Below are 23,877 nucleotides of genomic sequence, written 5' to 3' on the forward strand. Positions count from 1 at the left end.
GCCAGAAAAGGTCAGACATTTTACCGCTCGTTTTTCGAACGGTGAATCACGCCACCCGGCGGAAATCAATGGGTCCTGACCCTAGCGTTCAACAGCTGTGATGCTGACGCTAAAGATGGTAGGCAAATTAATACGAAAGCGGCGACCTTAGCGAAATTCATCTTAAAACCTTAAATCTGGAGTTTTTGGATTCGGCTGAAAAGCTAGGTAAAGAAGTCATAGCTGACTGTCACGCTATTTATGGTTGCTAGGCTTTGTGTGTTCGGCGCTTTGGGTTGTGAGGTGGTATTGGGTGATGGCCGAGATTATTGCCTTGAAATAGGCGAAAGATTCGAAGACCGTTGGTCGAAAGCGGTTACAAGTATTAAATTAATACAAATACTCACTTTGTCCGCACCGCAGACCATCAGGCGGGTGGAGAACACCCGCCTGACGTCAGGCCTCACCCTTCCATTGCCTCCAGCTCGTCGATCATGCCGGAAATCATCGACAGGCCCTTGTCCCAGAACTTGGGATCGCTCGCATCCAGCCCGAACGGGGCCAGCAGTTCCTTGTGATGCTGCGAACCGCCGGCCTTCAGCAGGTCGAAATACTTGTCCTGGAAGCCTTCGGGATTTTCCTCGTAGACCGCGTAGAGCGCATTCACCAGCCCGTCGCCGAACGCATAGGCATAGACGTAGAAGGGCGAGTGGACGAAATGCGGGATATAGGCCCAGAAGGTTTCATAGCCTTCCATGAAATCGAACGCCCCGCCCAGGGATTCCGCCTGCACCGACATCCACAGCGCGTTGATGTCGTCGGGGGTCAGTTCGCCCTCGCGCCGTGCCGCGTGCAGCTTGCATTCGAAATCGTAGAACGCGATCTGGCGCACCACGGTGTTGATCATGTCCTCGACCTTGCCGGCCAGCAGGATCTTGCGCTCTTCCTGGGTGGATGCCTTTTCCAGCATCTTGCGGAAGGTCAGCATCTCTCCGAACACCGATGCCGTTTCGGCCAGGGTCAGCGGGGTGGAGGACAGCATTTCGCCCTGATCGGCGGCCAGCACCTGGTGCACGCCGTGGCCCAGCTCATGCGCCAGCGTCATCACGTCGCGCGGCTTGCCGAGGTAGTTCAGCATCACGTAGGGGTGCACTTCGGTCACGGTGGGATGGGCGAAGGCGCCGGGCGCCTTGCCGGGCTTCACGCCCGCATCGATCCAGCCCTTGTCGAAAAACGGCTGCGCGATCTCTCCCATGCGCGGATCGAAGGCTTCATAGGCTTCCATCACGATGGCGCGGGCGTCGTCCCAGCCCACGGTCTTGGTGACTTCCATCGGCAGCGGCGCGTTGCGGTCCCAGACCTGCATCCGGTCCAGTCCCAGCCATTTGCGCTTCAGTTCGTAATAACGGTGGCTCAGCTTCGGATAGGCCTCGACCACAGCGTTGCGCAGCGCTTCGACTACCTCGGGTTCGACGTCGTTGCTGAGGTGCCGGCCGGTCTGCGCGGTGGGCATCTTGCGCCAGCGGTCGACGACTTCCTTTTCCTTGGCCTGGGTGTTGTGGACCCGCGCGAAGGTCTTGATGTTCTCGCCGAAGACCCGCGCCAGTTCGCGCGACGCCGCTTCGCGCTTCGACCGGTCCTGTTCGGTCAGGAAATTCAGCGTGCCCTCGATATTGTGCTCTTCGCCATCGACGGTAAAGGTCAGCCCGGCGATGGTTTCATCGAACAGCTTTTCCCAGGCATCGCCCACCACGCCCAGGTCGTGCAGGAACTTTTCCAGCTCGTCGCTGAGCTGGTAGGGCTTCATCGCGCGGATGCGGTCGAACACGGCCTTGTAGCGGCCCAGCTCGGCGTTTTCGGCCAGCATCGCGTCGAGCTTGGCATCCTCGATCCGGTTCAGTTCCAGCGTGAAGAACACCAGCGGCGTGGTGAAATTGGTGATCTTTTCCTGGCAATCGGACATGAACTTGGCGCGTTCGGCATCGATCGTCAGCTGGTAATAGCGCAGCCCCGCATAGGACATGACGCGGCCAGCCTTGGTGGAAATCTTTTCGTTGCGCTTGACGCATTCCAGCAACCCTGCGGCATCCAGATCGGCCAGCTTGCCCTCGTAGTCGGAGGCGAAGGCGGCGCATTCACCTTCCAGCCAGTCCAGATCGGCCTGCAATTCGGGCGCGTCGGGCGACGTGTAGAGGTCGCTCAGGTCCCATTCGGGCAGGTCGCCCAGGTCCTTGGCACCGGAACCGGCATTGGCGTCGCGGACGGGGAAGGGAAGTTGGAACATCTGGGTCACCTCTTGTTCGTGTCGGTTCAGACATAGGCCGGGCGGGCCGGGGCCTCAAGGGGTATGGTCCGGGATGGTCCCGGCCTGGCCATCAACCGCGTCGCTCAGGCCGTGCAAAGCCTGCTATTGGGCAAAATCCGGGAGCTCAGGATAGAGGCGCGCAATGACAGCCTGCCGCATCTGGATCGCCAGTGGATCATGAAAGATTGGTAAGGCCCGGCCGACCTGATCGTCCGAGAGCCAGTTATCGGACAGTCGCCAATGTCGGAAAAACATCCAGTCGAGCGTGTTACGCCGCTGAAAGGCGAGGCTCCGTCGGATTTCTGCGGCAGTTTTCGGCATGACTGCGCGCGCGTTCGGTGCACATTTTTCTCTCGGCTCTTTCAACGCGGCTTCATGGCTTGCCATTGAAGAAGCCACATCATCCTCAGTGATCGTCACCAGTTGGTCGAACTGTGTCTGAATGTTGCTCGGGACGGTATAGACGGTATTCTTCACTGCCTCGGCGAAGCGAGGATCAGACGCGATATCCATGCCCCAAGCGCGTGGTTGAATGCGCCAGAGCACGGTTTCTGCTTCGTCCGTCCAGCGCGCGACGGCAACCAGCCCCAAGGCATTCATTGCTGACATAACGGCCGGATCGGCCTGCGCGGCTCCAAGCCTGCGTGAGGGCGAATTGTTTGGCGGCGGTGGTGTGGGCTGCCTGCCAAGCGGAACGATCGTGAAGGCTGGAGCAACTACGCTGGCGGGCGGCTTGTCGCCATTTTGAAGGCGATAGGACAACTTGTTCTGATGTTTGGCCAGCTTCAGGACCGCAATGCAGATGTCATCCCATCGAGGGAGCTTTTCGGGAAACTCGGGATTCGGTCGGGGGGTGGCACCATATTCTGTTTCGTCAGCCTGACCAAGCGCGACAAGGGCGCTGCATCCGATCTGATAGGCCGTTGAGAAATCATGTTCCAATCCCTTGTCCAGGCGCGGGAGATTATCGGAGAGGAACGAGACTACCGCCGTCGCCCAATCAGAAACCGGCCCATCCGCAGTCAACTAATCATCTCCATTTTCGGCGTCAGGCGGATTTCAGGATGTGGTCGGCGGCGCGGCCGGGCGCGCCATAGGGCGGCTTGCCCGCCGCCACGGCGGCATAGAACCCCTGGATTTCCGCGCAGGCCCGTTGCCGGATTTCGGGCTTTTCCATCAGGATTTCATGTTCCGCGCCGGGCACCTCGACAAGGTTTCCGCCGGGCCATGCGTTCATCCGGTCGCGGATGCGGTCTAGCGCGACGATGCGTTCATTGCCGCCCAGATAGGTCAGGCAGGGCAGGGCGGGCGAGGGCATCCGCGACAAAGTCAGCATTTCGCGCAGCGCCCCGTGCAGCCAGTTCAGGCTCGGCCCGGCGAGGCCGAGTTCGGGATGCTTGACCAGCTGGTCGCGCATCAGGTTCCACATGGCCGGGTCGGTGGTCAGCGTATTGTCCTCGAAGGGGGCGACGCTGACATAGGCTTCCTCCAGCGTGCTGGGCGCCAGATTTTCGGAGGTGCCAAGATAACGGCTGCTCCAGCTCAGCGCCCAGGCGACCGGGCGCTTGGTGGGGGCGATCTGCAGCCCCCACATCGGCGCGCTGAACACCGCCGCCTCGACCGGCAGGCCGTTGTGCAATGCGCGCAGCCCGATGCAGCCACCCATCGAATGCCCCAGCAGGAACCACGGTTTCGGCAGGTTCAGTTCCGCCGCCGCCGCGATCGCCGCCCGCACGTCATGCTGAAAATCGCTGAATGCGCCGACATGGCCGATCAGCGGATTGTCCAGGAACCGGTCGGCCAATCCCTGGCCGCGCCAATCCACCGCCAGGGTGGCATAGCCTGCACGGGCCATGTCGCCCGCGGTGTGGGCGTATTTCTCGATATATTCGCTGCGGCCGGGGAACAGCAGAACCGTGCCTTTCTCCGCCGTTTCGTTCCATCCTCCCATCCGGATGCGCACACCGTCTTCGGTATCTGCCCAAAAGGCCCGGCCGGGCATGAAATCTTCGATACAATCGGTAAAGAAAGGCGCAGTCTGCATCATGTTTCTCGGTTCACGTTCAAATCAGCTCAAGACCGAACCCAGCTTCATCGCCGTGCCCATATCGCCATCTAGCGCCAGCTTGCCGCTCATGAAGGCAGAGGTCGGGTTGATGTCGCCAGCCATCATCGATTCGAACGTTTCGGCATCCGCGGTCAGGGTCACGTCGGTTTCATCGTCGCCCGCGCGCACGCCGTCAGCATCGACCACGATGGAACCTTCGCCCTCGATCACGAATTTCGCCGAGCCGTCGAAATCCGCGCCTGCCAGCTTTTCGTTCAGGGCCTCGATGGCTGCTGTAATCTTGTCGCTCATGTGAACCTTCCTTGCTTTGTGATCGGCGGGGTCTGTTATTTCCCCGGTAACGAACTAAATTGGTTCCTATTATGAGCACAGTTTCGGTCAGACCAAAGCTTATCGTCGCGGCAGCCGCTGCAATAGTCATGTTTTCCCTGCCGCTCGCGGCGCAGGAACCGGTGACGGACGGGATTGGCGAGCTGCTGAACCAGCTGGAACAGGCCGATCCGGCCGAGGCCAAGCGGATCGACCGGCAGATCAAGATGGAATGGTCCAAGTCCGGCTCCGCCGCGATGGACCTGCTGCTCAAGCGGGGCCGCGAAGCGATGGAACGCGGCGATCTGGAACTGGCCGCCGGTCACCTGACCGCGCTGATCGATCATGCCCCCGATTTCGCCGAAGGCTGGCATCAGCGCGCCAGCGTCTGGTTCCAGCAGGGCCGCTACGGGCTGGCGCTGTCCGATCTGGAACACGTGCTGACGCTGAACCCGAATCATTACGAGGCTCTGTTTGGCCTCGCCGTCATGCTGGAAACGCTCGATCAGCCGGAACTGGCCTATCGCGCCTACACGCTTGTGCAACAGATGCACCCGCATTACGAGGAGGCCGCGGAAGCCTTGAAACGCCTCGAAACCCGGGTGCAGGGGCAGTCATTGTAAATCGGGGAAACGGCCAATGGCCCAGAATGCCCGGATCGCGGCGGTCCTCGGACCGACGAATACCGGTAAGACCACCTATGCCATCGAACGTATGCTGGCACACCGCACGGGCATCATCGGCCTGCCGCTGCGGCTGTTGGCGCGCGAGGTTTATGACAAGATCGTCGCCCTGCGCGGCCCCTCGGTGGTGGCGCTGATCACCGGCGAGGAACGCATCGTGCCCGAGCGCGCGAAGTACTGGGTCTGCACGGTCGAGGCGATGCCCGAGGGCATGGGCTGCGATTTCCTCGCCGTCGATGAAATTCAGCTCTGCGCCGATCCCGAACGCGGCCATGTCTTCACCGACCGGTTGCTGCGATCGCGGGGGCTGCACGAAACGCTGTTCCTCGGCTCGGATTCGATGCGCGGCGCCATTGCGCAGCTGGTGCCGGGAGTGGAATTCGTCCGCCGCGAACGGATGTCGCAACTGAGCTATACCGGATCGAAGAAGATCAGCCGGATGAAACCGCGTAGCGCCATCGTGGGCTTCTCGGTCGAAGACGTTTATGCCATCGCCGAACTGTTGCGCCGACAGAAGGGCGGCGCGGCGGTCGTCATGGGGGCGCTTTCCCCACGTACCCGCAACGCGCAGGTGGAACTCTACCAGAACGGCGATGTCGATTTCCTGGTGGCCACCGACGCGATCGGCATGGGGCTGAACCTCGACATCGACCATGTCGCGTTTTCCTCGCTGACGAAATTCGACGGCCGCCGGATGCGGTTCCTGATGCCCAACGAACTGGCGCAGATCGCCGGCCGGGCCGGGCGTGGCATGTCCGACGGCACTTTCGGGGTGACCGGCGAGGCCGGTCTGCTGGACGATGAAGTGGCGCGCGCCATCACCGATCACCGGTTCGCCCCGATCCGCAAACTCAACTGGCGCAACGCGGCGCTGCAATTCGGTTCGATCGACGCGCTGGTCCGGTCGCTGGAAAAAGCACCGGACCACGAATTGCTGATGAAATCGCGCGATGCCGACGACCTCATGGCGCTCAAGTCGCTGGGCCAGTCCGCCGAAATCCGCGCCCGCGCCAGCGACGGACCGTCGGTGAAACTGTTGTGGGATGTCTGCCGGATTCCCGATTTTCGCGGCATCAGCCATGCCGAGCATGCCGCGATGCTGGAAGATATCTATGCCTTCCTGCACGAAAAGGGGCGGGTTCCGAACGATTGGCTGGCACAAAGGATACAGCGGCTAGATAGAACCGATGGCGACATTGACACATTGTCGAAACGTCTCGCATTTATTCGCACGTGGACATATGTCGCGCAAAGATCGGGCTGGGTGGATGACGAAATCCATTGGCGCGGCGAAACGCGCGCTGTAGAAGACAGGTTGTCGGACGCTTTGCATGAACGTCTGACGCAAAGATTTGTGGACCGGCGCACATCCGTGTTGCTGCGCCGGCTCAAACAGAAGGAGGCCCTTTTGGCCGAAGTGAATGATCAGGGTGAAGTGACCGTCGAAGGCGAATTCGTTGGTCGTTTGGAAGGGTTCCGTTTCCGTCAGGACAAGGACGCAACAGGCCAGGAAGCCAAGACATTGCGTCAGGCCAGCCTGCAGGCGCTGGCGCCGCATTTCAGCTTGCGCGCCGACCGGTTCTACAACGCCCCGGATACCGAGATCGACTACACCGAGCAGGGTGGCCTGATGTGGGGCACCGAGGCGGTGGGCAAGCTGGTTCCCGGTGCCGATCCGCTGAAACCCCAGGTCGAAGCCTTCGTCGACGAAGAGGCCGGGGCCGACGTCGCCCAGAAGGTGCAGCGCCGGTTGCAGCATTTCATCGACCGCAAGATCGCGGCGCTGTTCGAACCGCTGCTGGCGCTCAGCCGCGACGAGGCGCTGACCGGGCTGGCGCGCGGTTTCGCCTTCCGCATGGTCGAAAACCTCGGGATCATCCCGCGCGCGCAGGTGGCCGACGAGGTCAAGGCGCTGGATCAGGACGCCCGCGGCGCGCTGCGCAAGCACGGTATCCGCTTCGGTCAGTTCACCATCTTCATGCCGCTGTTGCTGAAACCGGCGCCGACCCGTCTGCGGCTGGTGCTGTGGTCGCTGGCCAAGGGGCTCGACGTGTTCCCCGAAGCGCCGCCGCCGGGTCTGGTGACGGTGCCGACCGATACGCATGCGCCCGAAGGCTACGACACCATGTCGGGCTATCGGATTGCCGGCGAACGTGCGATCCGCATCGACATGCTGGAACGCCTCGCCGATCTGCTGCGCGCCGAGGACAGCCGCGGCGGGTTCGAGGCCAAGCCCGACATGCTGTCGATCACCGGCATGACGCTGGAACAGTTCGCCGACCTGATGCAGGGTCTGGGCTACAACGCCGAAAAGGGCGAGCGCGAGAAGGTCAAGCCGGTCGCGGCAGCGCCGGAAGCAGCCGAAACCCCGGTTGAAGAAACCCCGGCCGCCGAGGCTTCGGAAACCCCGGACGCACCGACCGAGGCCGATGCAGCCGCATCGGTTGAGGCCCCGCAGGAAGAAGCCAAGCCGGCAGAGGAAGCCGCCGCTCCCGAAGCGGAAACATCTTCCGAGGCATCCGAATCGCAGCCCGCCGAGGACGCGCCGGAAATGGAGGTCTTCTATACCTTCACCTGGGGCCGTCGGTCGCAGGGGCCGCGCAACCGCGGCAAGGGGCGCGGTCAGCAGGATCGTGGTCAGGGCAAGCCCGGTAGCAAGCCGCGCGGCAAGGGCAAACCGCAGGGCGGCAAGCCCCGTGGCGGTGCCAAGGGCGGCAAGAGCTACGAGGCCCGCCCGCCCAAGAAGGACAAGCCGATCGATCCCGACAACCCCTTCGCCGCCGCGCTGATGGGTCTGAAGGGCAAATCCTGACCCCGGCAAAGTCCGGGGAAAAGGAGGTCGCGTGAGCGAACCGACGCCGAAGCAGAGACTTGATAAGTGGCTGTGGCATGCGCGTTTTTTCAAAACGCGCAGCCTCGCCGCCAAGCTGGTGTCGGGCGGTCACGTGCGGGTCAACAGCGCCAAGACGTCGAAACCCGCGCAGGCCGTAGGGGCAGGGGACGTCCTGACCTTCCCGCAAGGCCGCGCCATCCGCGTGGTGCGGATCGAGGCCCTGGGGGAACGGCGCGGCCCCGCACCCGAGGCGCAAACGCTGTACACCGATCTCAGCGAACCGCGGGACAGCGTTCCGCCCGCGCCGCGCTTTGAGGGCAAGGGGCGCCCGACCAAGCGCGAAAGACGAAAGATCGACCTTGATCGCACGCGGGAGCTTGAATGATCGGGGGGGCTGATTTAACTCCTTCGGCGAGTTGTAAAGATGAGAGACTGATATGACTTACGTCGTGATCGATAACTGCATCGCCTGTAAATACACCGACTGCGTGGAAGTCTGCCCGGTGGACTGTTTCTACGAAGGCGAAAACATGCTGGTCATCCATCCGGATGAATGCATCGATTGCGGCGTCTGCGAACCGGAATGCCCGGCCGACGCGATCCGCCCCGATACCGAGCCGGAAATGGAAAAATGGGTCGAGTTCAATCGCAAGTATTCCGAAGCTTGGCCGGTCATCATCGAGAAGAAAGACCCGCTGCCGGGCTACGAGGAACGCGACGGCGAGCCTGACAAGCTGAACAAGTACTTTTCGGAAAAACCCGGCGAGGGCAGCTGAGCCGGCCGATTCGCCGATTCGACGCGGATTTGCATCCGTTTGGTAAAATCCTGGCGATTTACGGCCGATTCTCGCCGAGATTCGCGGCCTTCCCCGGTTGGGGTGCTTCCGAAAAGGCGATTTTTGTGCTATATGTCAGAAACATGACGAAGACTGCCTAACCATTATCCTGCCGCGCCGCTGCCCGTGGAAGGATTTTCTTGCGCAAATTTTCCGTATGACGAGCGTATCCTGATACCTCGCCGGTTTTTTTGTCGCTCCGGTCCAGGCGTCCTTGCGAGGAAGGATTGCATGAGCAAAACGAAGAAATCTGAATTCAGCCCGAACGATTACGTGGTTTACCCGGCGCATGGCGTCGGCCAGATCATGTCGATCGAGGAACAGGAAATCGCCGGCATCACGCTGGAGCTTTTCGTGATCTCCTTCGAAAAAGACAAGATGACCCTGCGAGTGCCGACCAACAAGGCCACCGAAATCGGCATGCGGTCGCTGTCCTCGCCCGACGTGGTGAGCCAGGCGATGAAGACGCTGAAGGGCAAGGCCAAGGTGAAGCGCGCGATGTGGTCGCGCCGGGCGCAGGAATACGAACAGAAGATCAACTCGGGCGACCTGATCGCCATCGCCGAAGTGGTGCGCGACCTGCACCGCACCGACGATCAGCGCGAACAGAGCTATTCCGAGCGCCAGCTTTACGAGGCCGCGCTGGAACGGCTGACCCGCGAAGTCGCCGCCGTCGCCGGTGGGGACGAGGTCGCCGCAGCCAAGAAGGTCGACGACGTTCTGGTGTCGCGCGCCGCCTAAGCGCCGGGCTATTGGAAACGAAAGGCCGCGGTCCTCCGGGAGCGCGGCTTTTTCTTTGGGAGTTTACTTCGCTTGGAAGGGCACCAACTTTCTGGCGATTGGAATAAAATAAACGATTGCTTTGGTTGTTGTGATTTTCTATCCAAGTTTGTGCTCTGGAAGGGCATTTAGTCTTAATATTTGAAAACGTGGTGATAGCCACGGAACAACATGACAGACGTCACTGCTACGGTAGAGCAGTTGTTGGCCGCATACTGGCTGCAAGACGATCCGAAAATCCTAGATGAAAGAAGAGGTATCGAATGCCTGAGGCAGTTTGCCGAAGGAAAACGCCTATTGGTTTTCGATGCTGTTCTTCAGCAAGCCGTTCATCACCTGAATAGTGGCTTGGCCAAGGGTGATGTTGGACAATGGATCGTTTTGGTTTGTTTTTGGGGGCACCCCCATGCCATCTGGGATTTCATGCTCGACGCGTTATCGGTGGCTGAAAACGACGAACACTTGGTCAAGATTGCGACAGGTCTTGCTGAACATATTCTCGCGCATTACGGATCAATGATGCCTCACTTTGAGGCACGGGCGCGTACAGATTGCCGCTTCAAGCGTATGTTAACCGGCGTTTGGCGGCATCGCATGAGCGATGATGTCTGGATGCGTCTGCGCGCGATGCAGGCCGAAGTTCCCGATCCTTTGTCCACGATGATTCCGCTCGAACATGGTGTGGAGTATATGGCTCACTCTCTCAGCCGAGAGGATCGAGTAAACGAAGATAAAAGCCGATGCCGCTACCGCCGTGATGCCGAGGGGAATTGGAGGAAAGTAAGGTGACAGCGACTTGAAAAGGAAACAGCACAGCCATGCTGAATTTCCTCCCGAAAACCTTTTCAGACGCTCAGCGCCAGCAACAGTGCGATTTCGCAAACCTGCTGGCTGGCCCCCAGCACATCCCCGGTCTGCCCTCCGATCTTGACCTTGGCCAACAACCCAACCCCTGCCACCGCCAAACCCGCCAAAACCGCCAACCCGATCACCGCCCAGCCGGTGCACAACACCGCCACAGCCAGGGCCACGCCGCATCCGATCAGCGCCACCCGCGCCTCGGGCCGCCCCTGCGCCTTCGACAGCCCGCCGTCGCGCGCATTGGGCAGCCATGCCATCAGAACCGGCATACCCGCCCGCGACAGCGCCGCCACCGCCACCAGCGCCCACAGCCCGCCGTCCTGTCCCAACAGCGCCGACAGGCCCCACCAGCGCGCCGCAAGCCCCAGGATCAGGGCGATCACACCGTAGGACCCGATATGGCTGTCGTTCATGATCTCCAGCCGCCGCTCGCGGGTCCAGCCGCCCCAGAACCCGTCGGCCATGTCGGCCAGACCGTCCTCGTGCATCGCGCCGGTCACCATCACCAGTGCCAGCAGCACCAGCAAAGCCGTTGGTTCCGCCGCCAGCCCCAGCCACAGCGTCCCGGCAGCCACCAAAGCGGCGACAGCGCCGACGGCCACCCCGGCCAGCGGATAGGCCCAGGCGGCGCGCGCCCCGCGCGCATAGGCGGCATCGGGCAGGCGCAGCGGCAGCCGGGTCAGCAATCCCGTTGCCACCGCGATATCCCGCAACGCCGTTCTGACCGTGTCGCTTTTGCGCATCGAATGGGTCCAATCTATTCCTTGCCCCCCGATAGCATTGGGATAAACAGGCAGGCAACAAAGGAAAAAGGACCCGAGCACATGACCCAAGCCTTCCGCAGCCTCGACGAATTCCGCGCGCTTCTGGCACAGGCCCCCGCCGCCGACCTGACCGCCCGCAAAGAGGCGGAGGCGCGCAACGGCCAGCTGACCAAGCCCCCCGGCGCGCTCGGGCGGCTGGAAGACCTTGCGATCTGGTATGCCGGCTGGCGCGGCACCGCGCGGCCGGAGCTCGCCGCGCCGCAGGTCGTGGTCTTCGCCGGCAATCACGGCGTGACCGCGCAGGGCGTGTCAGCCTTCCCGGCGGAAGTGACCGAACAGATGGTGCTGAACTTCGAACATGGCGGCGCCGCGATCAACCAGCTGTCGAAAGCCTTTGGCGCCTCGATGGACGTGCATGCGCTGTCGCTCGATACCCCGACCGCCGATTTCACCCAGGGCCCCGCGATGAGCGAGCAGGAACTGGTCGCGGCCCTGCTGACCGGCTGGAGCGCCGTTGGTGACGAAACCGACCTGCTGGTCACTGGCGAAATGGGCATCGGCAACACCACCTCGGCGGCGGCCATCGCGCACGCGCTCTATGGTGGCGCGGCGGATGACTGGACCGGGCGGGGCACCGGTGTCGACGATGCGGGGCTCGCCAACAAGACCCGCGTCGTGGCCGAGGCGAGCGCCCTGCATGGCGGTCAGGGCGACGGGATCGAGGTGCTGCGCCGTCTCGGCGGCCGCGAAGTCGCGGCGATGGCCGGGGCCATCGCGCGGGCGCGGTCCTTGCGCATCCCGGTGATCCTCGACGGTTTCATCTGCTGCGCCGCCGCCGCCTGCCTCGCCGCCACCGAGGATGGCGCGCTCGACCATTGCGTCGCGGGCCATGCCAGCGCCGAGGCCGCGCATCAGGCGCTTCTGGGCAAACTGGGCAAGGAACCGCTGCTCTCGCTCGGGTTGCGCCTCGGCGAAGGGTCGGGCGCGGCACTGGCCATCGGCGTGCTGAAAGGCGCCATCGCCTGCCATTCCGGCATGGCCACCTTCGCCGAAGCTGGCGTCTCGGACGGCTAGGGTCTTCTTCTTTTTGAAAATATCCCGGGGGAGCCGCTGAAAATCACCGATTTTCAGCGGCGGGGGCAGCGCCCCCAATGCCCGGTACAGCCCGCCCTATACCGGCGCGTGCGGCTCACTCCCGCTCCGCCTCGCGCTTTTCCAGCTGCGCCAGAAGCGCGGTTTCCAGATCCTTTTCCAGTTCCTGCGCCCGTTTCACATAGGCTGGGTTCTGCGCCGAGGGCACATTCGGATCCCAGACCTGCGCCAGTTCCCGGATCGCCACCCGGTCGTGGCGGTAAAACACCTTCTCGGCCTCGGCGGCCTCGAATTCGGTCAGGCCGATGTTTTCCAGCACGTAGCGCCCGGCGCGCAGCGAGCTGTCGAAGGTTTCGCGCACGATGTCGTTGGCCCCGGCCGCATAAAGCTGGAACACGTGGGTGCGGTCGCGGGCGCGGGCGATGATGTGCAGGTCGGGCCGTTCGCGCCGGGCAAAAGTCACCAACCGCGTCGCCGCCGCCTGATCGTCCAGCGCCACCACCAGCACCCGCGCGTCCTTCAGCCCCGCCGCATGCAGCAGCTCAGGCCGGGTTGGATCGCCGAAGAACCCCTTGAAGCCGAACTGCCGCATCAGCCGGATGGTTTCCATGTCGTGGTCCAGTACCACCGTCTTGAACCCGCTCGATTGCACCAGCCGGTTGACGATCTGACCGAACCGGCCGATCCCGGCGATGATCACCGGCCCCTGTTCGTCGATCAGGTCGGGTTCCTGCGCCTCGCCCTCGCCGCTCAGCCGCGACAGGACGTCATAAAGGATGAACAAAAGCGGCGTCGCCAGCATCGACAGTGCCACCACAAGCGACAACCGGTCGACCAGCCCTTCGGGCAACACGTGCTGCTGGCGCGAAAACGACAGCAGCACGAAACCGAATTCCCCCGCTTGCGCCAGCGACAGGGTGAACAGCCACTTGCTGCGTCCCTTCAGCCGGAACAGCAGCCCCAGCAGGTACAGCACCGCCCCCTTGATCAGCAGGACGGTCAGCGTCAGCCCGATCAGGTCCAGCGGTTCGCGCAGGAATACCTCGAAATCGATGCCGGCACCGACGGTGATGAAAAACAGGCCCAGCAAAAGCCCCTTGAACGGTTCGATATCGCTTTCCAGCTCGTGGCGGAATTCGCTGTTGGCCAGAACCACGCCGGCCAGGAAGGTGCCAAGCGCCGGCGACAGCCCGACCGAGGCCATCACCAGCGCGATCCCCAGCACCATCAGCAGCGCCAGCGCGGTATACATCTCGCGCAACCGCGCGTGATGGATGAAGGCAAACAGCGGCCGGGTCAGGAAAATCCCCGCCAGGATGACCGCCGCAACCGCCGCCAGCGTGACCAGAGTCACGCCCCAGCCCGGCAGGCCTTCGACGAGCGACAGCGCGTTATGCGCCGCCTCGCCGTGGTCGCCGCCGCGCGCGATCGATCCGTCTTGCTGCAGGCTGACCGCGGGCTTCAGCGCCAGAAGAGGCAGCAGCGCCAGCATCGGGATCACTGCGATATCCTGCGTCAGCAGCACCGAAAAGGCCGATCGTCCGCCGCCGGTCTGCATCAATCCCTTTTCCGACAGGGTCTGCAGCACGATCGCGGTCGAGGACAGCGCGAAGATCAGCCCCACCGCCAGCGCCGGGCGCCAATCCAGCCCCAGCACCATCGACAGCACCATGATCGCCGCCGTCGACAGCCCGATCTGCAGCCCGCCCAGCCCGATCAGCTTGTGCCGCATGTCCCACAGCGCGCGCGGTTCCAGTTCCAGCCCGATCAGGAACAGCATCATCACCACGCCGAATTCGGCGAAATGCTGCAGGTCGCGGGTTTCGGCACCGACCAGCCCCAGGACCGGGCCGATCACGATGCCGGCGGTCAGGTAGCCCAGCACCGATCCCAGCCCCAGCCGGGCGGCCAAGGGCACCGCGATCACGGCGGCCAGAAGGTAGATGGTGGCGGCAAACAGAAACTCATGCATGATGTCGGGTCGGCCTTTCAGGTCGGCAGGGGGGCGTCTTGTTTGAACTGGTCCATCACGATCTGGCTTTGAACACGGGACACGGCGGGATGGGGCAGCAGAACTTCGTGGATCAGGGTGTTGAGCGCGGTCAGGTCGGTGCAGAATATCCGCAGCAGGTAATCGGCATCCCCGGTCAGGGTCCAGGCGCTGGTGATCTCGGGGCGCAGCCCCACCAGCCGGGCGAAGCTCTTCGACTGGTCCGGCCCGTGCGTGCCCAGTTGCACCTGCACGAAGGCCTGCACGTTCAATCCCAGCCGCTTCGGATCGAGCTTCGCGGCGTAGTTGACGATATAGCCCTCCGCCTCCAGCCGCTGCCGCCGCCGCCCGGCCTGGCTCGGCGACAGGTTCAGCATCTCCGACAGTTCCTGCGCGGTCAGATGGGCGTTTTTCTGCAGCGCGGACAGCAGCCGCTGATCGGTTTCATCAAGCATATGCGTGGTTTTTCCATTTTTCTCAAAGCTAATGCAAATTCACCGCATGGCAACCGCGAAATTATACAAATAATGCGCAAATTTCCGGCCAGTTAGCTCCTATCTTCGGCGCGACAACACAGCGAACAGGAGGATACGCGCATGGGACCTTTCCCACATGACGCCCCGCAGGCCAAGATAACCCCCGAAAACCCCGCCGGCACCGACGGGTTCGAATTCGTCGAATTCGCCCACCCGAATGCCGATGAACTGCGCGAGCTCTTCACCAAGATGGGCTACACCAAGGTCGCCAAGCACAAGACCAAGAACGTCGAGCTTTGGCAGCAGGGCGACATCACCTACATCATCAACGACGAACCGGGCAGCTTCGCCAGCAAGTTCGTCGAGGAACACGGCCCCTGTGCCCCGGCGATGGGCTGGCGCGTAGTGGACGCGCAGCACGCCTTCGATCACGCGGTGAAAATGGGGGCGGAGCCCTATGAAGGCGACGACAAGACGCTGGACTGGCCCGCGATCAAGGGCATCGGCGGATCGCTGATCTATTTCACCGACCAGTATCACGATACCTCGCCCTATAACGAGGAATTCGACTGGCTGTGCGATTCCAAGCCCGAAGGCGTCGGCTTCTATTACCTCGACCACCTGACTCACAACGTGTTCAAGGGCAACATGGACAAGTGGTTCAAGTTCTACGGCGACCTGTTCAACTTCCGTGAAATCCGCTTCTTCGATATCGAGGGCAAGTTCACCGGCCTGTTCAGCCGCGCGCTGACCTCGCCCTGCGGCCGTATCCGCATCCCGATCAACGAAGACCGTGGCGAAACCGGCCAGATCGTTGCCTATCTGAAAAAATACAACGGCGAAGGCATTCAGCACATCGCGGTCGGGTCGGACGATATCTATTCCGCGACCGATACCATTGCCGAAAACGGCATCAAGTTCATGCCCGGCCCCAACGATGCTTATTACGACCTGTCGAAGGAACGGGTCGTGGGGCACGATGAACCGCTCGACCGGATGAAGAAACACGGCATCCTGATCGACGGCGAAGGCGTGGTCGATGGCGGCGAAACCAAGATTCTGCTGCAGATCTTCTCGAAAACCGTGATCGGGCCGATCTTCTTCGAGTTCATTCAGCGCAAGGGCGATGACGGCTTCGGCGAGGGCAACTTCAAGGCGCTGTTCGAATCGATCGAACGCGAACAGATCGAAAGCGGCGAGATTCAGGCCGCGGAATAGGGGTGTCCGCATCCGGTTTTGAAAGTCCCTGCGCATGCAGGGACTTTCATACCGCGCCGGGTGGCGCATTCAGCATGTGCTGGCAAACGCCGCGATCGGGCCAAATATGGCGCTGATCCAGGCGAGAGCTATGGCGCTGAAGCAGGCGCCGAGCCCGGGTATACCGACCAGCGCCCCAAGCACGGGCAGGATAACGCCGCCGATGACCTTGGTGATTTCCTTCGCTAGGTCGCAGATCGACTTGTCGCATTTCCTGCGCCACCATTCCAACAATCCCAATCCGGAAACGGCCAGCCCGAGACCTGCCCAAAGCACCCAGGGGCAGCAGCCGGAAAGGACAATAGCGACTACGCCCGCGGCCAAGGTCGACTGACCCGATATAAGCAAGGCCACGTTGCACGGCTTGTTGGGGCAGAAAATCGCATAGATGATCCCGCCTACAAGCGCTGCGATGGCCGCTGCGGCGGCCGCAATCCAAAGCGCTGTCGCGGCAGGCGGCACGCAAAGGGCAAGCAGCCCGGCCAGTATCGCGAGCGCCGCAGCGATCGCCACCAGAAGCCTCAGCAAGCCACAGCCGAACCCTTCGTCATCCGTAGGCGGTGTCGTCGGCGGCTCTGAAGGCTCACAGGACGGGACCTGCACCTGCAGGCTGCCGCCGTCGCATCCCGCCGGGGACGTGACAACCACGTTGAAAGTCTGGTTCGTGTTTCCGGAATACGGCCCGGTATGCGAAAGAGTCTGGCTTCCCGATCCGGACACCTGGTCCAGAACCGTGCCGTTCGAATCCTGCAGTTCCGCATCGAACTGTGCTGGCGCGGTTAACGTCGCCTGGATCGTCACGCTGCGCCGTCCCTGATCGTCGCATTTTTCGCCGACAACATGGAAGAATGATATTTCCGGGCACACACATGGCGGTATGTCGATGGTGATTTCGTGGTCGGTATTGCAGTGGGCCGGATCGGTTACCACGACCTTGAAAACCACAGAGCTGCCTCCGGGCGCCATCTGTGTGTGGGTCAGCACCAGTGTGCCTGTTCCGGATTGTTGTGCGAGAACATTGCCCACCGCATCACGGAGTTCCGCGGCATAGGGATCGCCCGATGCTGGCGTTAGGGTAGCGGTAACTGTGAGTTCCCTATTCCCGTCTTCATCGCACGGTCCGATTTCATAATCGGAACTGATCGTGTCCGGGCAGGGCTGGCAACTGGGGAATGACAGCGGAATGGAAATGCCGGGGCAATTCGCCGGCGATGTCACCTCAACGGTGAATGTCTCGCTGCCGGAATAATCACCGACGACAGACAGGGTCTGTGCGCCCGGTCCGGCCACGGTATCCAGGACGGTCCCGCCCGAGTCTTTCAAATCGGCCGAATATGCCCCCGCGGAATTCAGCTGCGCAGAAATGTTGACCGTGGATGTGCCGTTGGCATTGCAGTCTCCAATCGAGATGCCGGTCCACTGAACCGTGGGGCACATCCCCACCGTGGGGGGACAATCAAGATTGAACTCGGCCTTGTTATCGCAGTTTCCTTCGCCATCGTCACATTTGACGACCAGATCGATACGGCTGCCACAGGCGCAGGTATCCAGGGCGGGATCAAATTCGAACTCCCATGTGTTCGGCGTCACACCCGTATCGACCGGTATACCCGATTTCGTTTTGCTTTGATTTTGGCAGAAAATGGTAACCGATACGGAGCGGCATCCTTCCGCAGTGCCGGATACTTTTATCTTGTCCAGCACGCCGCCAGTTGAAGACCCAATCGGAGGATTGATAGTGATGCTGCAGGCCACATTCTATCCTTCCATAATGATTTTGTTTGAAATCTCCGTATGAGGGTATCATCAAATCGAAAAAACGCCAAATGCGGGTTTCATTGATTCCCTGCGGGCGTTGGTGACCCCGTCATCTATCTGCTGTTTCAGCCACCCTGGCGGCATTGACGGAATCCGAAGCGTTTCGTCCTGCAAAATGCACAAATGGCCACAAAAGCATGCGGCATGGTGGTTGGAGGTTGTGGTGGGAAATCAGCCTTTGGGCATGGTCAGGGTGATGCTACGCCCCGACTTCGCATAGTGCAGTTCGGTCTCGCCGATGGCGGCGATCTTGCTGCCGTCGATACGGTCGCCGACCTTGATCTTCTTGTAGCGGCCATTGGAAAGCCGCACCAGCGCGCGCGCATGGCCCGGAACAAGGCGCTTTACGCCGCCGGACCACCAATCGCCCCCCGATTTGACCCGCATCAATGCGCCCGCCGCGCGCCCATGCGTAATACGCCCGTGAAACGCATAGGAGGGACGTCATGAAAGTTCTGGTCAGCTACGCCACCAGCGAGGGGCACACCCGCAAGATCGCCCGCACACTCGCCGACCGGATCGCCGACAGCGGTCACATGGTCGAACTCCTCCATATCGACGACGCCGACGATATCGATCTGGACCGGTTCGATCGAGTCATCGTCGCCGCCTCGGTCCATGCCGGCCATTACCAGCGCGCGGTGTCCGAGTTCGCGGCCAAACACGCGGCGCAGCTGGGCGCGAAGCCGTCGCTGTTCCTGTCGGTCTCGCTTGCCGCAGCGGGCCACGATGCCGAGGACTGGCGCGGGCTCGACAAGATCCTCGCCGATTTCCAGGACGCCACCGGCTGGACGCCGGGCCGGGTGGAACAGATCGCCGGCGCTTACATGCCGTCGCAATACGACGTGTTCCGCCGCTTTGTCATGCGCCGCATCCTGGCCCAAAAGGACCCCGAGGCCGACCTGGATCAGGACAAGGAATATACCGACTGGCCCGCGCTCGACGCCCTGATCGCGGAGTGGCTGGGGGCGTGACGGACGGGCAGTCGGGTGCCGGTAAACAGCGCTTCGCGGATTGATCCCATACCGAAAACCAAACTAACTTCGTCCGAAGTTCTGAGGCTTTGCTTTTGCAAAGCGTGGGATGAAAAGGAAGTATTTTTGCGGAATGGCTGTTTTTAGTAATTTCGAAAAACAGGTCGTCGACCTTCTGACCGAAGGCAGTCTCTCACGAGGCTTGAGGTCGAGGCTGAACGACGAAGCAACTCGCGTCGATCTCCGGGTTTCGGGAACGGATTATTTTCTCACGGTTCGCCATGACGACCTGCCGGTCGAGAGAGCGGTGTTTGATCAGCCTTTACTTGTCGGTGAAGCTGACGAAATACTGACCGGATTTATAATTTTCGTCGAAAACCATGAGCTTACGATCGAGTGCCATTCATGGGGCGGTTGTGATGTTCCAAAAGGATACAGAGACCTCGACGTTCAGATAACGTCCTAGCGCTCCCGCTCAATCCCGCGACCCAATCCCGGCGATCTGCGCTCCCGCCTCACCCGTCGAAATAATGCGCCCGGCACTCCGCCTCGCGGCCGCGCACCACGCGGGACCCTTCCAGCGGCCCGTGGGTTTCGGTGACCACCGTGCGCACATGTTCGCGCCCGCCGGATTTGGCGAAGTAGATCACCACCCAGTCACGGGTCCGCCCCAGCTCATGCGCCAGCGCGGTGTTGGAATAAAGCGCGGTGAAATCCCAGCCGTCGCGTTCCTCGTGCAGGATCGGCAGCCAGGCCTCGCCGTCCGGATTGAACCGGCGCGGCGCGATCATCCGCAGGGTGCCCGCTTCGGCCTGCCGCCGGTAACTGCGGTCGATCTCCAGAAGCGCCGCGACCGGCGGTTCCTCGTGTTCCTCCTCGCCCCGCCGCGACCGCCGCGCCAGCATCGCCGTCAAGGACGCCCGGATCGCCGCCGCCTTGCGCGGCCCGATGCCGTGGACGTCCTCCAGGCTGCCGTCATGGGCGGCGATTTCCAGCGCCTCCAGCGTGTCCACATGCAGCGCGTCATGGATGCGCTGCGCGGTATCCGGCCCGACGCCCGGAATGGCCTGAAACAGCTCTTCGGGTTCCGCCTCGCCGCGCATCCGCTCCAGCTGCACCCAGCGGCCGGTATAGGACATCTCGTCGATGGCGCGCGCCAGCCGCTCGCCGATCCCGGGCAGCTTCACCAGCCCGTCGAAACCTTCCCGCGCAAGGATCTCCGCCGGCTCCTCCGCCAACTGCCGCACCGTGTCGGCCGCCACGCGATAGGCGCGCACCCTAAACCGGTTCGCGCCCTGCGCTTCCAGCAGTTCGCCCGCCTCGTCCAACCGATCCGCGATCTGCTCGCGCGACAATCCTCTTGCCATGGCTCCCCCAAGCTGGCCGGAATGGCCGGGATCAGACTATCAGCCTTACCCGGCTTGTAAATCCGCACCGCTTCCCTTGCGTCCCCCGGCCACCTATCCTTGCCCCAAGGCCGGAAGGATAGACCGCGAAAGGACCCGACCCGCGATGAGCGTTCTCGTGCAGCCCCGCCTGATCAACGATCCCGCCGGCGATCCGGGGCTTTACTTGGATTTCCATTTCGGGCGCCGGGCGATCCTGTTCGATCTGGGCGACACCGCGCCGCTGTCGGCGCGGGAATTGCTGCGCGTTTCGCATGTCTTCGTCAGCCACGCCCACATGGATCACATTGCCGGGCTCGACCGTCTGTTGCGGCTGCGGCTGCACCGGCCGCGCCCGCTGCTCCTGCTCGGGCCGGCCGGGTTCGTGGACCAGATGCAGAACAGGCTCGGCTCCTTCACCTGGAACCTGCTCAATGAGGCCTCGGTCGACTTCCGGCTCACCGTGCAAAGTTTCGACGGCGAAACGATCACAGAAGCCGCCGAATTCCGCGCCCGGGAACAATACCGCCGCCGCGGCCTGCCGCCGCCGGACCTGCCGCCGGGCACCGTGCTGCGCGAACCGGAATTCGACATTCGCGCCGCGGCGCTCGATCACGGCACGCCATCGCTTGCCTTCGCCTTCCGTCAATCGCGGCGGTTCAACGTCCTGCGCAACCGGCTGGACGATCTGGGCCTGCCGGTGGGCCCGTGGATCGACACCGCCAAGCAGGCGATGCGCGACGGGCTGCCGGACGATCAGGTCATCGTCGTGCCCGGGGCGGGGCAGGTGACGCTCGCCGTCCTGCGTGACGGCGCGTTCCAATCCGCCCGGGGCCAGCATTTCGCCTATGTCGCGGATGCCGCCGACACGGGTGAAAACCGCGCCCTGATCGCGGATCTGGCCCGCGGCGCCGATCACCTGTTCATCGAATCCGCCTTTCTCGACCGTGACCGCGACCTTGCCACCGCCACCCGCCACCTGACAGCGCGGGCGGCTGGCGAAATCGCCCGTGCCACCGGGGTGCGGCGGGTCACGCTGTTTCACCATTCGGCGCGCTACGATGACTATTCAGGCTTCGAAACCGAGATGCGGGCGGCTTTCGATCACGCCTGATCCAGCGGCTTCAGCAGGTCGAACACCCGCTGCCGCATCCATGCGGCCATTGGCGTGCGGTCGGCCCGCTTGTGCCAGACCCCGACGATCAGCGCCGGGGCGATCAGCATCGGCGGCCGGAACACCTGCAACCCGAACCCTGCCGCCACCTTGCGCGCCAACTGGTCCGGGATCAGCGCGATCAGGTCGCTTTCGCTGACCACCCGGCACACCCCGGAAAACACCGGCATCGTCATCGCGACGTGCCGTGCCCTGCCAACCCGGGCCAGCGCATCGTCGCCCATCGCGCTCAGCTTGCCCTCGGGCGAAAACAGCACATGGGGCAGGGCGCAAAAGGTCTCCATCGGCATGGTGTCGCCATCGGTGGCCCCGATGCCGGGATGTCCCGCCCGCGCGATGACCGAAAAGGGCGATCGGAACAGCGGTTCCCGATTGGCCCAGTCCGGCAGCTCGGTGTCGGGGATCAGCGCCAGATCGGCGCCGTATCGTTCCAGGCTGTTGATGTAATCATGCGGCACCAGGTCGATCAGCTGCGCCCTGAGGCTGGGGGCCGTCTTGTTCAGCAGATCGCCCAGCGGCGGCATCAGCAGTTCGGCCATGAAATCGCTGGCGGCGATCTTGAAGGCCCCGGTGGCGGTGGCCGGATCGAAGGTGCCGGGCGGCGAAAGCAGGATCTCGATCCGCTCGAGCTCATCGCGCAGCCCGTCACGTAGCGTTTCGGCGTAATCCGTCGCGACAAGCCGGTTGCTGTGGCGCACGAACAACGGATCGTCCAGCGCATGCCTGAGACGCGACAGCGCCCCCGATACCGCCGATTGCGACAGGCCCAGCCGCGCGCCCGCCTTCACCGTCGATCCTTCGCGAAACAGCGCATCCAGCACCCGCAGCAGGTTGAGGTCGAGCGTCGCGAAATTCATATCAGCGATACCTTCTATCAAATATAACGGTTTGCCTGATACCGTGTGCCGCCGCTAGGCTCCTGTCAACGGAAGCGCTTTCGTTTCATCCCGAACAAGACGGAGGAAACGATGAAAGACCTGACGACCGACCCGGCCAGCATCGATTGGAACGGCGTGATATACAAAACCATCCTCGGCCCCGATGAATCCGGCGGCGCCATGTCCATCGTGGACAGCCTGTCGCCGGTGGGCAGCGGCCCGCCGCGTCACATCCATCATGCCGAGGACGAAGTCTTCGTCATGATCACCGGCAGTTGCCGGGTGTGGATCGCCGGACGGGAACGGATCGCCGGGCCGGGCGACAGCATGTTCATCCCGCGCGGCACCGAACACACCTTCAAGGTGGTGGGCGACGAACCCTCGCGCCACCTCGTCATCCTGACCCCCGGCGGGTTCGAAGGTTTCTTCGCCGACATGGCCGCCGGCCAATACGTTATCCCGCGGGACATGGCCGCGATCGGGGACGCGGCCAGACGTCACAACATGTCCTTCACCGGCCCCCCTTTGGATTGAACAGCATGACAGCAAAACACATCGTCCATCACATCCCGGTCTGCCCGTTTTCGCAGCGCCTTGAAATCCTGCTGGCCCAAAGGGGGCTGACCGGCGCGGTCGAATTCCGGGTGGTCGACATCACCAAACCGCGCGATCCGGCGCTGCTGGCGAAAACCCGTGGCACCACGGCCCTGCCGGTGCTGGAAACCCCCGACGGTACGATCCTGAAGGAAAGCCTCGTCATCCTGCGTTATCTCGACGAAATCCTGCCCGGCCCGCCGCTGCGGCGCATCGATGCCGCCGAACATGCCGTCGAATCGATGTTGATCGCGCAGGAAGGGCCATTCACCATGGCCGGTTACCTCTACGTGATGAATCAGGATCCAGGTCAGCGCGACGCCCACCGCGACAAGCTCCTCGGCCTCTATCGTGGCCTCGACGCGTTCCTGACGCAGTACAGCCCGGACCGGACCTTCCTGTTCGACGATTTCGGACTGGCCGAGGCGGTCTACACCCCGCTCTTCAAACGGTTCTGGTTCCTCGACTACTACGAACGCTTCGACCTGCCGCCGGACGATGCCTATGCCCGCGTGCGGCGCTGGCGCGAGGCCTGCATGGCGCATCCCTGGACCGATCAGGTCAGCCGCGAAGAAATCGTCAAGCTCTACTACGACTACGCGCTGGGCGCCGGCAACGGCGCTCTGGTCGCGGGCCGGGCCGTGTCCAGCTTCACCTTCGACCCGCGCTGGCAGGGCCGCCCCTGGCCACCGCGCGACAAATATGCCGGAACGGTGTCGGACGCGGCGCTGGGGCTCCTCTAGGGCGGCGCCGTCGCCCGCCCGGCCCCGGGGAACAGCAGACGGGATCATCGCAGGCGGGCGGGGAGGCCCGTTAAGCTT

24 protein-coding genes are annotated in these 23,877 nt (G+C 62.7%); 13 read left to right on the forward strand and 11 right to left on the reverse strand.

What is annotated here, in order from left to right; all coding sequences use genetic code 11:
• Positions 1–442: 442 nt before the first annotated feature.
• From IT775_RS08535 to IT775_RS08550, 4 genes are all read right to left on the reverse strand, one after another.
• Positions 443–2,263: a M3 family oligoendopeptidase gene (locus tag IT775_RS08535; protein ID WP_212700678.1), complete on the reverse strand. Its 1,821-nt coding sequence runs from the start codon at positions 2,261–2,263 to the stop codon at positions 443–445.
• 123 nt (positions 2,264–2,386) lie between these two features.
• On the reverse strand, positions 2,387–3,310 hold the full coding sequence (locus IT775_RS08540) for a hypothetical protein (protein ID WP_212700679.1): 924 nt from the start codon (positions 3,308–3,310) through the stop codon (positions 2,387–2,389).
• A gap of 22 nt (positions 3,311–3,332) precedes the next feature.
• The gene (locus IT775_RS08545) at positions 3,333–4,328 is read right to left on the reverse strand and encodes an alpha/beta fold hydrolase (RefSeq protein ID WP_246525425.1); all 996 of its coding nucleotides are present in this window, start codon (positions 4,326–4,328) and stop codon (positions 3,333–3,335) included.
• A gap of 24 nt (positions 4,329–4,352) precedes the next feature.
• On the reverse strand, positions 4,353–4,643 hold the full coding sequence (locus IT775_RS08550) for an SCP2 sterol-binding domain-containing protein (RefSeq protein WP_212700681.1): 291 nt from the start codon (positions 4,641–4,643) through the stop codon (positions 4,353–4,355).
• A gap of 128 nt (positions 4,644–4,771) precedes the next feature.
• On the opposite strand from IT775_RS08550, the gene IT775_RS08555 reads away from it, so the two are divergent.
• The 6 genes from IT775_RS08555 (at position 4,772) to IT775_RS08580 (ending at position 10,582) form a co-directional block, all read left to right on the forward strand.
• Positions 4,772–5,284, forward strand: a complete 513-nt coding sequence (locus IT775_RS08555) for a tetratricopeptide repeat protein (RefSeq protein ID WP_246525427.1) — start codon at positions 4,772–4,774, stop codon at positions 5,282–5,284.
• Positions 5,285–5,300: 16 nt separating this feature from the next.
• Positions 5,301–8,156 carry a helicase-related protein gene (locus tag IT775_RS08560; protein ID WP_212700683.1) on the forward strand — a complete coding sequence of 952 codons (2,856 nt, stop codon included), beginning with the start codon at positions 5,301–5,303 and terminating at the stop codon, positions 8,154–8,156.
• 31 nt (positions 8,157–8,187) lie between these two features.
• The gene (locus tag IT775_RS08565; protein WP_212700684.1) at positions 8,188–8,562 is read left to right on the forward strand and encodes an RNA-binding S4 domain-containing protein; all 375 of its coding nucleotides are present in this window, start codon (positions 8,188–8,190) and stop codon (positions 8,560–8,562) included.
• Positions 8,563–8,614: 52 nt separating this feature from the next.
• Positions 8,615–8,953, forward strand: a complete 339-nt coding sequence (gene fdxA, locus IT775_RS08570) for a ferredoxin FdxA (RefSeq protein ID WP_212700685.1) — start codon at positions 8,615–8,617, stop codon at positions 8,951–8,953.
• 291 nt (positions 8,954–9,244) lie between these two features.
• On the forward strand, positions 9,245–9,754 hold the full coding sequence (locus IT775_RS08575) for a CarD family transcriptional regulator (RefSeq protein ID WP_212700686.1): 510 nt from the start codon (positions 9,245–9,247) through the stop codon (positions 9,752–9,754).
• 210 nt (positions 9,755–9,964) lie between these two features.
• Positions 9,965–10,582 carry a DUF6869 domain-containing protein gene (locus tag IT775_RS08580; protein WP_212700687.1) on the forward strand — a complete coding sequence of 206 codons (618 nt, stop codon included), beginning with the start codon at positions 9,965–9,967 and terminating at the stop codon, positions 10,580–10,582.
• Positions 10,583–10,638: 56 nt separating this feature from the next.
• Here IT775_RS08580 and IT775_RS08585 read toward each other — a convergent pair whose 3' ends face one another.
• A complete protein-coding gene (locus IT775_RS08585; RefSeq protein ID WP_212700688.1) occupies positions 10,639–11,397 on the reverse strand; it encodes an adenosylcobinamide-GDP ribazoletransferase in 759 nt (252 codons plus the stop codon).
• Positions 11,398–11,478: 81 nt separating this feature from the next.
• Between IT775_RS08585 and cobT the strand changes: the two genes are divergently transcribed.
• On the forward strand, positions 11,479–12,492 hold the full coding sequence (gene cobT, locus IT775_RS08590) for a nicotinate-nucleotide--dimethylbenzimidazole phosphoribosyltransferase (protein ID WP_212700689.1): 1,014 nt from the start codon (positions 11,479–11,481) through the stop codon (positions 12,490–12,492).
• Between the two features lie 115 nt (positions 12,493–12,607).
• Here the strand turns inward: cobT and IT775_RS08595 are convergent, their stop codons facing one another.
• Positions 12,608–14,482, reverse strand: a complete 1,875-nt coding sequence (locus IT775_RS08595; protein WP_212700690.1) for a monovalent cation:proton antiporter-2 (CPA2) family protein — start codon at positions 14,480–14,482, stop codon at positions 12,608–12,610.
• Positions 14,483–14,499: 17 nt separating this feature from the next.
• The gene (locus IT775_RS08600; protein WP_212700691.1) at positions 14,500–14,955 is read right to left on the reverse strand and encodes an Lrp/AsnC family transcriptional regulator; all 456 of its coding nucleotides are present in this window, start codon (positions 14,953–14,955) and stop codon (positions 14,500–14,502) included.
• A 141-nt stretch (positions 14,956–15,096) separates the two neighbouring features.
• On the opposite strand from IT775_RS08600, the gene hppD reads away from it, so the two are divergent.
• Positions 15,097–16,194: a 4-hydroxyphenylpyruvate dioxygenase gene (gene hppD, locus IT775_RS08605; RefSeq protein ID WP_212700692.1), complete on the forward strand. Its 1,098-nt coding sequence runs from the start codon at positions 15,097–15,099 to the stop codon at positions 16,192–16,194.
• Positions 16,195–16,263: 69 nt separating this feature from the next.
• On the opposite strand, the gene IT775_RS08610 is transcribed toward hppD, so the two are convergent.
• Positions 16,264–17,988, reverse strand: a complete 1,725-nt coding sequence (locus IT775_RS08610; RefSeq protein WP_212700693.1) for a hypothetical protein — start codon at positions 17,986–17,988, stop codon at positions 16,264–16,266.
• A gap of 234 nt (positions 17,989–18,222) precedes the next feature.
• Positions 18,223–18,438 (reverse strand): hypothetical protein, encoded by a 216-nt coding sequence (locus IT775_RS08615; protein WP_212700694.1) that lies wholly within the window; start codon positions 18,436–18,438, stop codon positions 18,223–18,225.
• A 59-nt stretch (positions 18,439–18,497) separates the two neighbouring features.
• Between IT775_RS08615 and IT775_RS08620 the strand changes: the two genes are divergently transcribed.
• Complete coding sequence (locus IT775_RS08620; protein ID WP_212700695.1) at positions 18,498–19,025, forward strand: flavodoxin domain-containing protein; 528 nt, start codon at positions 18,498–18,500, stop codon at positions 19,023–19,025.
• Between the two features lie 133 nt (positions 19,026–19,158).
• Positions 19,159–19,491: a hypothetical protein gene (locus IT775_RS08625; RefSeq protein WP_212700696.1), complete on the forward strand. Its 333-nt coding sequence runs from the start codon at positions 19,159–19,161 to the stop codon at positions 19,489–19,491.
• A 49-nt stretch (positions 19,492–19,540) separates the two neighbouring features.
• On the opposite strand, the gene IT775_RS08630 is transcribed toward IT775_RS08625, so the two are convergent.
• The gene (locus tag IT775_RS08630) at positions 19,541–20,392 is read right to left on the reverse strand and encodes a helix-hairpin-helix domain-containing protein (RefSeq protein ID WP_212700697.1); all 852 of its coding nucleotides are present in this window, start codon (positions 20,390–20,392) and stop codon (positions 19,541–19,543) included.
• Between the two features lie 145 nt (positions 20,393–20,537).
• Here IT775_RS08630 and IT775_RS08635 point away from each other — a divergent pair, with 145 nt between their 5' ends.
• Complete coding sequence (locus IT775_RS08635; RefSeq protein ID WP_212700698.1) at positions 20,538–21,524, forward strand: MBL fold metallo-hydrolase; 987 nt, start codon at positions 20,538–20,540, stop codon at positions 21,522–21,524.
• Here the strand turns inward: IT775_RS08635 and IT775_RS08640 are convergent.
• Complete coding sequence (locus IT775_RS08640; protein ID WP_212700699.1) at positions 21,515–22,441, reverse strand: LysR family transcriptional regulator; 927 nt, start codon at positions 22,439–22,441, stop codon at positions 21,515–21,517. The genes IT775_RS08635 and IT775_RS08640 overlap by 10 nt on opposite strands.
• A 111-nt stretch (positions 22,442–22,552) precedes the next feature.
• On the opposite strand from IT775_RS08640, the gene IT775_RS08645 reads away from it, so the two are divergent.
• Complete coding sequence (locus tag IT775_RS08645) at positions 22,553–22,996, forward strand: cupin domain-containing protein (RefSeq protein ID WP_212700700.1); 444 nt, start codon at positions 22,553–22,555, stop codon at positions 22,994–22,996.
• Positions 22,997–23,001: 5 nt separating this feature from the next.
• A complete protein-coding gene (locus IT775_RS08650) occupies positions 23,002–23,799 on the forward strand; it encodes a glutathione S-transferase family protein (RefSeq protein WP_212700701.1) in 798 nt (265 codons plus the stop codon).
• The last annotated feature ends 78 nt before the right edge of the window (positions 23,800–23,877 follow it).

Source organism: Thalassovita aquimarina (genome assembly GCF_018219815.1).
Lineage (GTDB): Bacteria > Pseudomonadota > Alphaproteobacteria > Rhodobacterales > Rhodobacteraceae > Thalassobius > Thalassobius aquimarinus.

What these genes read in the sequence shown, in the direction of transcription:
- IT775_RS08535 (WP_212700678.1), bottom strand. Translation starts at nt 2,263, where the DNA reads ATGTTCCAACTTCCCTTCCCCGTCCGCGACGCCAATGCCGGTTCCGGT.
- IT775_RS08545 (WP_246525425.1), bottom strand. Translation starts at nt 4,328, where the DNA reads ATGCAGACTGCGCCTTTCTTTACCGATTGTATCGAAGATTTCATGCCC.
- IT775_RS08550 (WP_212700681.1), bottom strand. Translation starts at nt 4,643, where the DNA reads ATGAGCGACAAGATTACAGCAGCCATCGAGGCCCTGAACGAAAAGCTG.
- IT775_RS08555 (WP_246525427.1), top strand. Translation starts at nt 4,772, where the DNA reads ATGTTTTCCCTGCCGCTCGCGGCGCAGGAACCGGTGACGGACGGGATT.
- IT775_RS08560 (WP_212700683.1), top strand. Translation starts at nt 5,301, where the DNA reads ATGGCCCAGAATGCCCGGATCGCGGCGGTCCTCGGACCGACGAATACC.
- fdxA (WP_212700685.1), top strand. Translation starts at nt 8,615, where the DNA reads ATGACTTACGTCGTGATCGATAACTGCATCGCCTGTAAATACACCGAC.
- IT775_RS08575 (WP_212700686.1), top strand. Translation starts at nt 9,245, where the DNA reads ATGAGCAAAACGAAGAAATCTGAATTCAGCCCGAACGATTACGTGGTT.
- IT775_RS08580 (WP_212700687.1), top strand. Translation starts at nt 9,965, where the DNA reads ATGACAGACGTCACTGCTACGGTAGAGCAGTTGTTGGCCGCATACTGG.
- IT775_RS08585 (WP_212700688.1), bottom strand. Translation starts at nt 11,397, where the DNA reads ATGCGCAAAAGCGACACGGTCAGAACGGCGTTGCGGGATATCGCGGTG.
- cobT (WP_212700689.1), top strand. Translation starts at nt 11,479, where the DNA reads ATGACCCAAGCCTTCCGCAGCCTCGACGAATTCCGCGCGCTTCTGGCA.
- IT775_RS08595 (WP_212700690.1), bottom strand. Translation starts at nt 14,482, where the DNA reads ATGCATGAGTTTCTGTTTGCCGCCACCATCTACCTTCTGGCCGCCGTG.
- IT775_RS08600 (WP_212700691.1), bottom strand. Translation starts at nt 14,955, where the DNA reads ATGCTTGATGAAACCGATCAGCGGCTGCTGTCCGCGCTGCAGAAAAAC.
- hppD (WP_212700692.1), top strand. Translation starts at nt 15,097, where the DNA reads ATGGGACCTTTCCCACATGACGCCCCGCAGGCCAAGATAACCCCCGAA.
- IT775_RS08615 (WP_212700694.1), bottom strand. Translation starts at nt 18,438, where the DNA reads ATGCGGGTCAAATCGGGGGGCGATTGGTGGTCCGGCGGCGTAAAGCGC.
- IT775_RS08620 (WP_212700695.1), top strand. Translation starts at nt 18,498, where the DNA reads ATGAAAGTTCTGGTCAGCTACGCCACCAGCGAGGGGCACACCCGCAAG.
- IT775_RS08625 (WP_212700696.1), top strand. Translation starts at nt 19,159, where the DNA reads ATGGCTGTTTTTAGTAATTTCGAAAAACAGGTCGTCGACCTTCTGACC.
- IT775_RS08630 (WP_212700697.1), bottom strand. Translation starts at nt 20,392, where the DNA reads ATGGCAAGAGGATTGTCGCGCGAGCAGATCGCGGATCGGTTGGACGAG.
- IT775_RS08635 (WP_212700698.1), top strand. Translation starts at nt 20,538, where the DNA reads ATGAGCGTTCTCGTGCAGCCCCGCCTGATCAACGATCCCGCCGGCGAT.
- IT775_RS08640 (WP_212700699.1), bottom strand. Translation starts at nt 22,441, where the DNA reads ATGAATTTCGCGACGCTCGACCTCAACCTGCTGCGGGTGCTGGATGCG.
- IT775_RS08645 (WP_212700700.1), top strand. Translation starts at nt 22,553, where the DNA reads ATGAAAGACCTGACGACCGACCCGGCCAGCATCGATTGGAACGGCGTG.
- IT775_RS08650 (WP_212700701.1), top strand. Translation starts at nt 23,002, where the DNA reads ATGACAGCAAAACACATCGTCCATCACATCCCGGTCTGCCCGTTTTCG.